The sequence below is a fragment of the Pseudomonas sp. JL23 genome, assembly GCF_056933585.1.
This window is the reverse complement of the sequence record NZ_CM167795.1, coordinates 214387-228069: the sequence shown is the minus strand read 5'-3', so window position 1 is coordinate 228069 and position 13683 is coordinate 214387. Positions and strand designations below refer to the sequence as shown.

General features: G+C 60.9%; 13 protein-coding genes. 9 read left to right on the top strand and 4 right to left on the bottom strand.

Features of this window, described 5'->3' with window-relative positions; genetic code table 11:
• The first annotated feature begins 12 nt into the window (after positions 1–12).
• Entirely contained in the window at positions 13–1161 is a 1149-nt protein-coding gene (locus AC1Z24_RS01080; protein ID WP_483744240.1) for an MFS transporter, read from the top strand.
• Positions 1162–1269: 108 nt separating this feature from the next.
• On the opposite strand, the gene AC1Z24_RS01075 is transcribed toward AC1Z24_RS01080, so the two are convergent.
• A complete protein-coding gene (locus tag AC1Z24_RS01075; RefSeq protein WP_483744239.1) occupies positions 1270–2844 on the bottom strand; it encodes a phospholipase D family protein in 1575 nt (524 codons plus the stop codon).
• Between the two features lie 87 nt (positions 2845–2931).
• A complete protein-coding gene (locus AC1Z24_RS01070; RefSeq protein ID WP_483744238.1) occupies positions 2932–4353 on the bottom strand; it encodes an aminotransferase-like domain-containing protein in 1422 nt (473 codons plus the stop codon).
• Positions 4354–4523: 170 nt separating this feature from the next.
• On the opposite strand from AC1Z24_RS01070, the gene AC1Z24_RS01065 reads away from it, so the two are divergent.
• Positions 4524–4751 (top strand): DUF1127 domain-containing protein, encoded by a 228-nt coding sequence (locus tag AC1Z24_RS01065; protein ID WP_259101354.1) that lies wholly within the window; start codon positions 4524–4526, stop codon positions 4749–4751.
• 8 nt (positions 4752–4759) lie between these two features.
• Here AC1Z24_RS01065 and AC1Z24_RS01060 read toward each other — a convergent pair whose 3' ends face one another.
• A complete protein-coding gene (locus AC1Z24_RS01060) occupies positions 4760–6040 on the bottom strand; it encodes an NAD(P)/FAD-dependent oxidoreductase (protein WP_483744237.1) in 1281 nt (426 codons plus the stop codon).
• A gap of 243 nt (positions 6041–6283) precedes the next feature.
• Here AC1Z24_RS01060 and AC1Z24_RS01055 point away from each other — a divergent pair, with 243 nt between their 5' ends.
• Complete coding sequence (locus tag AC1Z24_RS01055) at positions 6284–6637, top strand: YkgJ family cysteine cluster protein (protein WP_483744236.1); 354 nt, start codon at positions 6284–6286, stop codon at positions 6635–6637.
• Positions 6638–6646: 9 nt separating this feature from the next.
• Here AC1Z24_RS01055 and AC1Z24_RS01050 read toward each other — a convergent pair whose 3' ends face one another.
• Positions 6647–7135, bottom strand: a complete 489-nt coding sequence (locus AC1Z24_RS01050) for an Lrp/AsnC ligand binding domain-containing protein (protein ID WP_259101343.1) — start codon at positions 7133–7135, stop codon at positions 6647–6649.
• Positions 7136–7292: 157 nt separating this feature from the next.
• Here AC1Z24_RS01050 and dadA point away from each other — a divergent pair, with 157 nt between their 5' ends.
• The 6 genes from dadA to AC1Z24_RS01020 all read left to right on the top strand — a co-directional run bounded on the left by dadA (position 7293) and on the right by AC1Z24_RS01020 (position 13674).
• Positions 7293–8591: a D-amino acid dehydrogenase gene (gene dadA / locus AC1Z24_RS01045; RefSeq protein ID WP_259101340.1), complete on the top strand. Its 1299-nt coding sequence runs from the start codon at positions 7293–7295 to the stop codon at positions 8589–8591.
• Complete coding sequence (locus AC1Z24_RS01040; RefSeq protein ID WP_259101338.1) at positions 8566–8919, top strand: RidA family protein; 354 nt, start codon at positions 8566–8568, stop codon at positions 8917–8919. The genes dadA and AC1Z24_RS01040 overlap by 26 nt, the downstream gene beginning before the upstream one ends.
• Positions 8920–9127: 208 nt before the next feature.
• Positions 9128–10201, top strand: coding sequence for an alanine racemase (gene alr / locus AC1Z24_RS01035; RefSeq protein ID WP_483744235.1), 1074 nt, complete (start codon positions 9128–9130; stop codon positions 10199–10201).
• Between the two features lie 160 nt (positions 10202–10361).
• Entirely contained in the window at positions 10362–10910 is a 549-nt protein-coding gene (locus tag AC1Z24_RS01030; RefSeq protein ID WP_259101703.1) for a cupin domain-containing protein, read from the top strand.
• Positions 10911–11094: 184 nt separating this feature from the next.
• Positions 11095–11517, top strand: a complete 423-nt coding sequence (locus AC1Z24_RS01025; protein ID WP_483744234.1) for a c-type cytochrome — start codon at positions 11095–11097, stop codon at positions 11515–11517.
• A 231-nt stretch (positions 11518–11748) separates the two neighbouring features.
• Positions 11749–13674: an acetyl-CoA hydrolase/transferase C-terminal domain-containing protein gene (locus tag AC1Z24_RS01020; protein WP_483744233.1), complete on the top strand. Its 1926-nt coding sequence runs from the start codon at positions 11749–11751 to the stop codon at positions 13672–13674.
• Positions 13675–13683: the final 9 nt, after the last annotated feature.

The window sequence follows — 13683 nt, the reverse complement described above, 5'->3', positions numbered from 1 at the left end:
ATGGAGTAAGGCATGCGTTGGGCAAGCTATTTTGCGGTGCTGGCCTCGGTATTGAGCGTGGGGCTGGCACTGGGCGTGAGCATGCCATTGGTGTCGTTGCGTCTTGAGGCCTGGGGTTATGGGCCTTTCGCCATTGGCGTAATGGCAGCGATGCCCGCCATCGGCGTCCTGCTCGGCGCGGGGCTGGCCAGCAAGCTGGCTGCGCGCTTTGGCACCGCCAACCTGATGCGTGCCTGTCTGTGGGCTGGCGGCCTGTCCGTCGGCCTGCTGGCGCTGTTGCCGTATTACCCGATTTGGTTGGGACTGCGCCTGATGCTGGGGGTGATTCTGACCATCGTGTTTATCCTCGGCGAAAGCTGGATCAACCAGTTAGTGGTCGAGCAATGGCGCGGGCGACTGGTGGCGCTGTATGGCAGCAGCTATGCCCTCAGCCAACTGGCCGGGCCCTTGCTCCTGAGCGTCATGGGCACCGACACGGACTATGGCTTCTGGATCGGTGTCGCCTTGCTGACTATTTCACCGCTGTTGCTGCTCGGTCGCAGCGGCGCTCCCGGCACGGAAAACACCCATGTCACCTTCGGCGATCTCTTCGGCTTCTGTAAGGGGCTGCCCGCGATTGCCTGGGCGGTGGCACTTTTCGCTGCTTTCGAGGCGATGATTCTGACGCTGCTGCCGGTCTATTGCATGCGTCAGGGTTTCACGGCGCAAGTGGCGCTGGCGATGGTCAGTACCGTGGTCGTGGGCGATGCGCTGCTGCAATTGCCCATTGGTGCACTGGCCGACCGCATTTCCCGGCGTACCTTGTTTTCCGGCTGCGCGCTGGCTCTGCTGCTGTCGAGCCTGATGATTCCGTTGTCAGTGCAGACGCCACTGATCTGGCCTCTTTGGGTGTTATTCGGTGCCAGCGCGGGCGGTTTGTTCACGTTGTCGCTGATTTTGATTGGCGAGCGTTATCGCGATGATGCCCTCGTGCGCGCCAATGCTCATATCGCCCAACTGTGGGGTATCGGCTGCCTGCTCGGACCGCTTGCCGCAGGCGCGGGCAGCCAGTGGATCAGCGGCCAGGCGCTACCGTTGCTGATGGCGGCGGGGGCATTGGGGTTGGTGATATTGGCAAGGCAGCGGCATGCGTTTGGAAATGTAGAACCGGTAACCGCCTGAGGTCGCAGGAGCGTGGGTTGCCCGCGAAAGCGCTATTCCAGACGCAACAGTTGTATTGGATGTACCGGCTTCTTCGCGGGCAAGCCACGCTCCCACGTTCCGGGCGCGCTACAACATCTTCTCCAGCCCTACCGCCCCACTGAGCCAGGCATTGAAGCGCCGCCACAGGCTGCCAGGTTCCTTGTGCAAGGTATGCAACTTGCCATTGTCCTCGGTTACCCAGACCACCTCGCCGCCCTCCAGCCGGGGCTGGTAGCTGAGCGCCGGGGCCATGCCCTGCAACGCCAGCTCACGTAGTTTCTCGGTTAATTCCGGGCTGTAGACCAGTACGCCGACTTCGGTATTCCACAGTACCGAGCGCGGGTCGAAGTTGAATGAGCCGACAAAGGCCTTTTCGCGATCAAAGATCATCGCCTTGCTGTGCAGGCTCGATTCGGAGCCACGGAACGAGCCCTTCTTGAACAGGTGCGGGCCGCTGCCGCCATGGGTATCGCCGGGCTGACGACGCAGTTCGAAGAGTTTCACCCCGTGGGCCAGCAGGGCCTTGCGATACGGCACATAGCCGCCGTGCACAGCGGGCACATCAGTGGCTTCCAGGGAATTGGTCAACAGGCTGACGGCAACACCGGCATCGGCGCGGCCGGTCAGGTACAACAACCCTTCCTGGCCGGGCACGAAGTAGGCGGAAATCAGCATCAATTCCTGATGAACGGCCTTGAGCTCAGGCGCCAGCTGGCTGGTCAGCAGCAACTGAGGATCGGGTTCGTCACGGGCCAGAACCTTGCTCGGCGCGTCCCACAACGCCTGGTTCCAGGCCCAGGTCAGCTCATTGAACCAGGTCCGCAGGTGCGGTTGCGCCTTGTAGGCCATCAGCCGTTCATACAAGGCCTTGTGCTGCACATGGGATTGTTCAAGCGAAATCTGCAGCTCCCGACGTCCCTCGGCCAGATCAGCCACCGTTGGCAGGAAGTAGATAAAATCGCCGATGGGCTTGCTCAGCGCACTGTTCCAGTACTGGTCGAAACTGTGCCCAAGCTGCTCGGCCACCGGCCCGACGCTGAGCAGATCGATATCGGTGAAGTTGAGATTCGGCTCGGCATCGAAATACTCGTCGCCCAGGTTACGCCCGCCGACAATCGCCACGCTGCTGTCGGCCAGCCATAGCTTGTTGTGCATGCGCCGATGCTGGCGCGACAGGTTGAGTAGACGTCCGACATTGCGCGTCACGCCGGTTTCGCGGCCCAACTCCTGAGGGTTGAACAGGCGGATCTGGATATTTGGATGGGCCGCCAAGGTAGCGATGACCGAATCCAGGCCGTCGCTGGTGGTGTCGTCGAGCAGGATACGCACCCGCACGCCACGGTCTGCGGCCTTGAGCAGTTCGTCAACCAGAGCCCGCGTACTCAAGCCGTCGTGGACGATGTAGTACTGCAGATCGAGGCTGCTCTTGGCGTTGCGGATCAGCTCGGCACGGGCGATGAAGGCTTCGGTGCTGTTGGACAGCAGGCGAAAGCCCGAGCGCCCGCCGTGGGGCGCCGCCATGGCCTGAATCGAGCGGCCAAAGGCCGAGTCCGCTGGCGGCAGCGCCTGGCTTGGCCGGTCCGGCGTCGGCAACTGGGCACAGCCACCCAGGCAAAGCACAAACGACAGGGGCAGCGCCCATTGGCTTCTCAAAGAAATCATCCGCAATACAGATCCTGGCGATATGACGCTGATATCAGGCAAAAGTTACGCCTTGTCGCTGCCTGAACATTCGCCAACGCCCGTCACTTAGTCAGTTTGTGCCATTAACTCGCTGACAGCGGCGCCGACCTTGCGCACGGCATTCTCCACTTCGCTGGTCGGCTTGGCCGAATAATTCATGCGCAGGCAGTTCCGGTATTTGCCGGACGCCGAGAAAATACTGCCTACCGCCACCTGCACGCCCTGATCGAGTAGCGCCCGATTCAAGCGCAGGGTATCGAAATCATCCGCCAGCTCCACCCACATCATGAAACCACCTTGTGGCCGACTGACCCGGGTGCCCGCCGGAAAGTAACGGGTAATCCAGTCGATCATCTGGTCGCGACCACGCTGGTACTGGCTGCGCATGCGCCGCAGATGCGGCTCGTAGTGGCCAGCCTGAAGAAACTCGGCAATAGCCATTTGCGGCTGGGTCGCGGTAGAACCCGTGCCGATGTATTTCATGTGCAACACCCGCTCCAGGTAGCGCCCCGGTGCAACCCAGCCAATGCGCAGGCCGGGTGCCAGGGTCTTGGAAAATGAACTGCACAGCAGGACACGACCATCGACATCGAAGGACTTGATCGTCCGTGGTCGCGGGTAGGTGTAGGACAGATCGCCATACACATCGTCTTCGATAACGGCGACGTCATAGCGCTGGGCCAGAGTCAGCAAGGCCTTCTTGCGCGCCTCCGGCATGATGTAGCCCAGCGGGTTGTTACAATTGGGGGTCAACTGTATGGCCTTGATCGGCCACTGCTCCAACGCCAGCTCCAGTGCTTCGAGGCTGATACCGGTGATGGGGTCGGTGGGAATCTCCAGAGCCTTCATGCCCAGCCCCTTAAGGGTTTGCATGGCGCCGAAAAAGCTCGGCGAATCCACGGCAACGATATCTCCCGGATCGCAAATCGCACGGATGCTGGCGGACAACGCCTCATGGCAGCCCGTGGTCACCACCAGTTCGGCGGCATTGACCCGGCAGCCCGAGTCCAGCATCAGCCGGGCAATCTGATCGCGCAGGGCCTGGGTGCCGTAGATATTGTCGTAATACAGGCCAGGCATATCGTGATGCCGGCTGATCTTGCCCAGGGCACGCAACAGCGGCCGCAGGGTCGGGCTGCTGACATCCGGCATGCCACGCCCCAACTGGATCACATTGATATCGAGCTTGGCCCTGATCAGCTCCAAGACCTGGTCCCACTGGGAAATATCCACAGGTCGCTGCGCCGGGCGCCCTACAGCGGGCAGAGCTGGCGCCTTACGACTGGCGGGCACGAAATAACCCGATTTCGGCTTCGGCGCCGCAAGGCCGTTGTCTTCGAGCAAGCGGTAAGCCTGCTGCACGGTGCTGAGGCTGACGCCGTGCTCCATGCTCAAGGCGCGCACGGAAGGCAGGCGGTCGCCGGGGCGGTAAAAGCCGTTTTCAATGCGCGCGCCGAGCAATTCGGCAAGATTGACGTAAAGCGTCATGGATTAATCTCGCTATAGGACAAAGGACCATACAGATAGCGCAAAAATACAGCATTCAGCCGCTGAAACAACCTGACTGTATGCAAATAAATAGCTTTGTTTGAATCTGTAATGGTTTTGCTTAAGCCACCATCATAGAGCCACACCACACAGTGATTGGAGGCAGGGAGATGAACGGGTTAAGCGATGTGCGTCTGGCGCTTTACAGCCAAGAATTGAGCGAGGGGATCGGGGCGAAACTGTCCTGCCCGCCAAACTTGAACCGCTGGGCGCTGTATCGTCACCGCTGGATGTCACGCAAGACCCTGCTTAAGCTGACAACCGAACAGTTGCATGACATCGGTATCACGACCGAACAGGCTAGGGCAGAAGGACTGAAACCGTTCTGGCGTGATTGAAGAAGGGCTCAGGCCAGCTCTTTGAGGCGATGCCAGAGCATCCCCAGTGCCAGCAGTGGCGAACGCAAATGCTGGCCGCCGGGGAAAGTGATATGCGCCACCCCGGCAAACAACTCGAAGCCATCGCTGTGTTGACCGGCGATGGCTTCGCCCAACAACCTGCCCGCCAGGTGCGTGGCATTCAGGCCATGGCCTGCGTAAGCCTGGGCGTAGAAGACATTAGGCTGATCCTTGAGCCGCCCGATCTGCGGCAGGCGGTTGGCACCGATGCCAATCATCCCGCCCCATTGATAGTCGATCCTGGTCCCGGCCAGCTGCGGGAACACCTTGAGCATCTTGGGCTGCATATACGCAGCGATATCCTGCGGGTCGCGCCCTGAATAATGGCAGGCACCGCCGAACAGCAGGCGTCGATCAGCAGACAACCGGTAGTAATCCACCGTGACCCGTTGATCGCACAACGCCAGATTTTGCGGCGATATCTCCCTGGCCAGCGCCTCACTCAGAGGCTCGGTGGCAATAATGTAGCTGCCCGCAGGCAGCACCTTGCCACTTAGCTGTGGATTCAGGCCGTTGATATAGGCATTACAGGCCAGCACCAGGGTCTTTGCCCGCACGTTGCCGTGGGCGGTATGGACGTTCACCTCAGGTCCATAGTCGATGCGTGTGACCGCTGACTGTTCAAATAAGCGCACGCCGAGCGTCTGCGCCACCGCCGCTTCCCCCAGGGCCAGATTCAACGGATGCAGATGCCCGGAGCCCATGTCGATCATGCCGCCGACATACCGATCCGAGCCGACCACGCTGTGCATGTCTTGCGGCTGAACCAGGCGCAACTCGTGGCGATAGCCCAGCTCGCGCAGCTCTGCGGCATCCTCCTCGAAACCGGCCAGGTGGGCAGGCTTGTTGGCCAGATCGCAGTAGCCCCAGGTCAGGTCGCAGTCGATACCATAGCGTTCGATTCGCTGGCGAACGATCTCCACCGCCTCAAGCCCCATGAGTTTGAGCTGGCGCACTCCCTCGCTGCCAATAGCCGGCGCGAACTGATCCAGACCATGACCCACGCCACGAATCAACTGCCCGCCATTGCGCCCACTGGCGCCCCAACCTATCCGATGCGCCTCCAGCAACACCACCTTCAGCCCGCGCTCAGCCAGTTCAATGGCTGTGTTCAGCCCGGAAAAGCCGCCGCCGACCACACAGACATCAGCGACCCACTCGCCTTGCAGAGTCGGATATACAGGTTGTTCGCGGCTGCTGGCGGCATAGTAAGAGGCAGTGTGCTGCATAAGATTTATCCGCAAGGCTGTGTGAAAAACTTTACGGAGAATAGGCCGCGAGTCGATCGACGGGCAAGGCGGCGCTGTCATGGCGCGGGTATCTGATGCAAAATTGCTCACCCGCGCCGTTGGAGCGAGGTTTGCCCGCGAAGGCCTCGACGCTGTGTGCCTGATTTACCGTGCCGCGCAATTCGCGCGTAAGCCTCGCTCCAACGCAGAAGTAATGACCTCGACACAGGAAAAACCCCTGCAATGAGCTGTAACAGCCAGACAATCCGCTCGTTGCGCCAACAGATCCCTTCTTTCGACTGCGTCCCCGGCTGCCATGACTGCTGCGGCCCGGTCACCACGTCATCAGAAGAAATGTCGCGCCTGCCACGCAAGTCCTCCGCCGAGCAGGAAGCCGCTCTTAACGAGCTGAACTGTGTGCACCTGGGCCCCAACGGCTGCACGGTGTACGACGAACGCCCGCTGATCTGCCGGCTGTTCGGCACTACGCCGACGCTGCCATGCCCGAACGGGCGGCGCCCGGTTGAGATGATTCATCCGCGCGTGGAAAAACAAGTGCATGAATACATTGCCAGTACGCGCCAGGTACTGGTCTAGACTCTGTACTTACTCCGGAATCGGCAGATTCAGACTCTCTTTCACCTCTTCCATCACGATATAGCTCTTGGACTCACGTACGTGGGGCAGCTTGAGCAGGATGTCGCCCAGCAGCTTGCGGTAGGAGGCCATCTCCGAGATACGCGCCTTGACCAAATAATCGAAATCCCCCGAGACCAGGTGGCACTCCAGGACGTGGGGCAGTTTCAGCACGGCGCGGCGGAACTCCTCGAAGGTGTCGCCGGACTTGTAGTCCAGGCTGATCTCGACGAACACCAGCAGGCTGGCCTTGAGGCTCTGCGGGTTGAGGCGGGCGTTGTAACCCATGATGATGCCTTCGCGCTCCAGACGCCGGACCCGCTCTGTACAGGGCGTGGTAGACAGCCCGACGCGCTCGCCAAGCTCAGTGAAAGAGATCCGGCCATCGGCCTGCAGAATGCGCAGGATGCTGCGATCGATCTTGTCCAGTTCACGTTTTGACTGGTGCTGGGTGCGCATGAAAAAGCTCCTCTCTGCCAAAGGCCCTGTTACCGGGAATTCCCGTTGAATATAGGTCTTTATATAGTGAAAAGCACTGCCCAATGCTTTTTATACTGAGCACATCCTTGCTTACATTTGCACATCTTCAGCGGATATCCGCGACGGAGTATTCAACATGCGCGTTCTGGTCCTCGGCAGCGGCGTCATTGGCACCACGAGTGCTTACTATCTGGCACGAGCCGGTTTCGAGGTGACGGTAGTTGACCGTCAACCGGCCGCCGCCATGGAGACCAGTTTTGCCAACGCAGGCCAGGTATCGCCGGGCTATGCTTCGCCCTGGGCTGCGCCGGGCGTGCCGCTCAAGGCGATCAAATGGCTGCTGCAACGCCACGCGCCGCTGGCGATCAAGGCCACGGCGGATATCGATCAGTACCTGTGGATGGCGCAAATGCTGCGCAACTGCACCGCCAGCCGTTATGCGGTGAATAAAGAACGCATGGTGCGCCTGTCCGAGTACAGCCGTGACTGCCTCGACGAACTGCGCGCCGAAACCGGCATCGCCTACGAGGGCCGCACCCTGGGCACCACCCAGCTGTTCCGCACCCAGGCACAACTGGACAATGCCGCCAAGGACATCGCCGTCCTCGAACAGTCCGGCGTGCCTTACGAACTGCTCGACCGCGACGGCATCGCCCGGGTCGAACCAGCTCTGGCCGGGGTCACCAATATCCTCGCTGGCGCCCTGCGCCTGCCCAACGATCAGACCGGCGACTGCCAATTGTTCACCACTCGCCTGGCGGACATGGCCGCAGAGCTGGGTGTGGAATTCCGCTACAACCAGTCCATCGAACGCCTCGACTTCGCTGGTGATCGCATCAATGGCGTATGGATCGACGGCAAGCTGGAAACCGCAGACCGCTACGTTCTGGCCCTGGGCAGCTATTCGCCGCAACTGCTCAAGCCGCTGGGTATCAAGGCCCCGGTCTACCCGCTCAAGGGCTACTCCCTGACCGTGCCGATCACCAACCCGGCCATGGCCCCGACTTCGACCATTCTCGACGAGACCTACAAGGTCGCGATCACCCGTTTCGACAACCGCATCCGTGTCGGCGGCATGGCGGAAATCGCCGGTTTTGACCTGTCGCTCAATCCGCGTCGACGTGAAACGCTGGAGATGATCGTCGGCGACCTCTATCCTCAGGGCGGTGATCTGACTCAGGCTGATTTCTGGACCGGCCTGCGCCCGACCACTCCGGACGGCACGCCGATTGTCGGTGCCACACCGTTCCGTAATCTATTCCTGAACACCGGCCACGGCACCCTTGGCTGGACCATGGCCTGCGGTTCCGGGCGTTTGCTGGCCGACCTGATCGCCCGCAAAACCCCGCAAATCAGCGCCGCGGGTCTCGATATTTCTCGCTATGGCAGTTCCAAGGAGATCGCAAAACATGTCAATCCAGCGCCAGCTCACTAATGAGCGCATGAGCCAGCTCGTCACGCACAACGGCACCGTATACCTCGCGGGCCAAGTGGGCGACGACATGGCCGCCGGGATCGAGCAACAGACCCGGGAGACGCTTAACAACATCGAGCGACTGCTGGACCTGGCCGGCACCGACAAGACCCGCATTCTGTCGGTCACCATCTATCTCAAGGACATCGACGCGCATTTCGCCGGCATGAACAGCGTCTGGGACACTTGGCTGCCAAAAGGCTCGGCACCTGCCCGGGCCACCGTGGAAGCCAAGCTGTGCGAACCGGAGATTCTGGTTGAGTTATCGGTTGTAGCGGCGTTGCCGTAAACGAACCTGCGGCACCGGCTCATGCCAATGCCCATGCCCATGCAGGCTGCGTGGGACCGGCTTCAGCCGGGAAGGCCATATGACAGACGATAGAAATGCATCGGTTATACAGGCGTTTTCCCGGCTAAAGCCGGTCCCACAGGTGGTGCCAGGGTTACAGCAATGCATCCCAAAGGCCCCTTTCCTTTTTCCAACCTAGAATCCCGTCATGCGTCCAGCTCGCGCTCTTATCGATCTTCAAGCCCTGCGTAACAACTATCAGCTCGCCCGTGAAAGCACCGGGGCCAAGGCCCTTGCTGTGATCAAGGCCGATGCCTACGGCCATGGCGCAGTAAAGGTTGCCCAAGCCTTGCAGGACCAGGCGGATGGCTTTGCCGTGGCCTGCATCGAAGAGGCGCTGGAGCTGCGCGCCGCCGGTATCCGTGCGCCGGTCCTGTTGCTGGAAGGCTTTTTCGAAACCGATGAACTGGCGCTGATAGTCGAACATGACTTCTGGTGCGTAGCCCATTCGCCTTGGCAGGTCGAGGCCATCGAGCGGGCGACGCTGAGCACACCGATCACGGTCTGGCTCAAGCTGGACTCGGGCATGCACCGCGTCGGTCTGCATCCTCACGAATATCAGGCGGCCCACCAGCGCCTGCAGGCAAGCGGCAATGTCAGCAAGATCGTCCTGATGAGCCACTTCGCCCGCGCCGACGAGCTGGACAGTTCGCGCAGCGAAGAACAGATGGCGATTTTCCAGGCCGCTCGTCAGGGCCTGAACGCCGAAATCAGCCTGCGCAACTCCCCGGCAGTATTGGGTTGGCCGCAGATCCCCAGCGACTGGGTACGCCCCGGCATCATGCTGTATGGCGCATCGCCCTTTAATCAGCCACAAACCTTGGCTGATCGCCTGCAACCGGTGATGAGCCTGGAATCGAAGATCATCAATGTGCGTGAGCTGCCTGCCGGTGAGCCGGTGGGCTATGGCGGCGCCTTTGTCACCGAGCGGCCGACCCGCATCGGTGTAGTGGCCATGGGTTATGCCGACGGTTATCCGCGCCAGGCCCCCACCGGTACACCGGTATGGATCGACGGCCAGCCGAGCCGACTGCTCGGGCGGGTATCCATGGACATGCTCTGTGTCGACCTGACCCATCTGCCCCGTGCCGGGCTCGGCAGTGACGTCGAATTGTGGGGCCGCAACGTCCCGGTCGGTGAAGTCGCCTCCCGCGCCGGAACCATTGCCTACCAAATCCTGTGCAACCTGCGCCGGGTGCCAAGGCTCTATTGCGGGGCTTGACGCGCGATCGTCAGCGCACCCTCCTGCAGCGGCCGCCTGCGCTTGGCGGCCGCTAGTCCCCTCTCTCTGCCGTCAGCCGGTTCAGGTGTTGTAAATACTGAACGCTGTTGCCATCATGCGCACTTCTGACCATCCCAGACCTATCAAGGGGGCTGCCGTATTGGACGTCGGTGAACGACTGCAATCCATTCGTAAACTCAGGGGCCTGTCCCAACGCGAGCTCGCCAAGCGCGCAGGCGTGACCAACAGCACTATCTCCATGATCGAGAAGAACAGCGTCAGCCCTTCGATCAGTTCGCTGCGCAAGGTGCTGGGCGGTATCCCGATGTCCATGGTCGAGTTCTTTTCCGAAGAGCTCGAACAAGAAAACCCCACGCAGGTCGTCTACAAGGCCAGCGAACTGATCGATATCTCGGACGGCGCCGTGACCATGAAACTGGTCGGCAAGGCCCACCCGAGCCGCGCCATCGCCTTCCTCAACGAAATCTATCCGCCGGGCGCCGATACCGGTGACGAGATGCTGGTGCACGAGGGTGAAGAGACCGGAATTCTGGTCGAAGGCCGCCTGGAGTTGGTGGTCGGACTGGACACCTACATCCTCGAAGCGGGGGACAGCTATTACTTTGATAGCACCAAACCCCACCGCTTCCGCAATCCGTTCGACGTCCCGGCGCGACTAATCAGCGCAGCCACGCCCGCCAACTTCTAAGCCAAAACCCGCCGAAGGCCCACAGAACGTGGGCTGTCGGCATGGGAAGCTGATTCGCACTGCCGCAGATGAATAACCCTTCTTTCACTAGGGATGTTTCGCGGTAAAAGGCGAGGGACTATACTTCTGCCGCCCGCTAAAACCGTGGCGGCGGGCGTGATCAGTCACCATGAGGGTGTAAAGCGTGGACCTAACTAACAAGATTCTGGCAGCGACTGCCGTGCTGGCCTTTTGGGCCTTCGGCGCTCAGGCCGCTACCAACGATGACATCGCCAAACGACTGGAGCCGGTGGGTCAGGTCTGCATTCAGGGCAAGGAGTGCGCCGGCATGAACGTAACGGCATCGGCCGGTGCTGGCGGCGGGGCAAAATCCCCCGACGACGTGATCGCCAAGCATTGCACTGCCTGCCACAGCACTGGCCTGCTGGGCGCGCCGAAGATCGGCGACGGCGCTGACTGGAGCAAGCGCGCCAAGGAACAGGGCGGCCTCGACGGCCTGCTGGCCAAGGCCATCACCGGCATCAACGCCATGCCGCCCAAAGGCACCTGCGGCGATTGCTCCGATGACGAGCTCAAGGGCGCGATCAAGAAGATGTCCGGGTTGTAAACACCCCTTCTTGCACAAACAGAAGCCGCCCGTTGGAGCCGGGCTTACCCGCGAACATCTCGACGCGATATGTCTGATATATCGCGGCGTCCTTTTCGCGGACAAGCCTCGCTCCAACGGATTAGATCAGCCCCCAGCGAACCGCACGGCTAAATCCTTAAAGCAAATGCAGTAATTTCCTACACACCCCGGTCCAACCTGAACATCCAGGATGTTCCGGGAAAAAAGCCGATGCCGCAGTACTGTTCCATCGAACACGCCGTCGATCAGGTTCTCGCGCAATTGCCGACCCATATTCGTATGGCCATGCCGCTGGGCCTGGGCAAGCCGAATCGGTTCGTCAACGCGCTGTACGCCCGGATCAAACAGCTGCCCGAGCGCCAACTGACTATCTACACCGCCCTCAGCCTGGGTCGGCCAAAAGTGGGTGACGGCTTGCCTGCGCGCTTTCTCGAACCCTTTCAGACGCGGATCTTCGGTGATTACCCGGAGCTGCAATACCTGAGCGACCTGCATGTCGACAAGCTGCCGGACAATATCCAGGTCGAGCAATTCTTCATGCAACCCGGCGACCTGCTGCACAGCAGCCAGGCGCAACAGAGCTACGTCAGCAGTAACTACAGCCACGCAGCACGGGATATCAACGCCAATGGCGTCAACCTGATCGCGCAGATGGTCGCTCGGGATGAGCAAAAACCCGACCGCCTGAGCCTGAGCTGCAACCCCGATGTCACCCTGGACCTGCTGCAACTGGTAGCCAGGCGCCGCGCCTTGGGCGAAACCATTCTGCTGCTGGGGCAGGTACACGCAGACTTGCCCTACATGCCCGGCGACTCGGAGCTGGATATCGAAGCGTTCGACCTGGTTCTGGAAGAAGAAGAGCGCAGCACCCTGTTCTCCACGCCCAACATGCCGGTGGGCACGCAGGACCACTTCATCGGCCTGCACGCCAGCACTCTGGTGCGGGACGGTGGCACGCTGCAGATCGGCATCGGCTCCATGGGCGACGCTCTGACCGCCGCCTTGCTTGCGCGCCAGGCCGATCAGGACAGCTATCACAGCCTGCTGGCCGAACTGGAAGTCAGCGACTGGCTGCCTCTGATCGAACGCGAAGGCGGCCTGGCGCCCTTTAGCATGGGCCTGTATGGCTGCAGCGAAATGTTCGTCAACGGCCTGCTGGTGTTGGCAGATGCCGGCATCATCCGACGACGGGTCTACGCCGATATCGATCTGCAACGCCAGGCCAACGAAGGCATGCTCGACGAAAGCGAGCAGCAGGGCGGCACCCTGATCCATGGCGGGTTCTTCCTTGGCCCACAGAGTTTCTACGCGCGCCTGCGCGAACTGCCCTCGGACCGGCTGGCGCAGTTCAATATGACCGCCATCAGCTATATCAACGAGCTGTACGGCAACGAAGAACTCAAACGCCTGCAACGCCGCGATGCACGCTTTATCAACAGCACGTTCAAGATGACCCTGATGGGCGCGGCGGTGTCCGACCAACTGGAAGATGGCCGGGTGCTCAGCGGCGTTGGCGGCCAGTACAACTTCGTCGCCCAGGCCCACGCCCTCGAAGGCGCGCGCTCGATCCTGATCATGCGCAGCTGGCGTGAGGCCGGCGGCGAAGTGACCTCCAATATTGTCTGGGACTACGGTCATGTGACCATTCCCCGACACCTGCGCGATATCGTGATCACCGAATACGGCATCGCCGATCTGCGGGCGAAAACCGACGCCGTGGTCATCGAGTCGCTGCTCAATATCACCGACTCACGCTTCCAGAGCGGCCTGATCGAACAGGCACAGCGGGCGGGCAAACTGCCCAAGGACTTCGTCCTCGATCCGCGTTTTACCCGCAATACGCCCGAGCGTTTGCAGGAAATCCAGGCACGTTATCCGCTGCTGTTCCTCGAATACCCCTTGGGCAGCGATTTTTCCTCCGAAGAAAAAGACCTGCTGCGCGCCCTGAACTGGCTCAAGAGCAAGTTCAAGCTCACCGAGCTGCTGGAACTGGGCAAAGCCACTCTGGACGCCCCGGACCCCACAACCTTTCCCGCGCACTTACAGCGCATGGACCTGGAAAAACCACGTGGTTTGCGCGAAGAGTTGTATCAGCGGCTGTTGTTGGCGGGCTTACAGGCCACCAAACAAGCCTGAAGGGAGCGA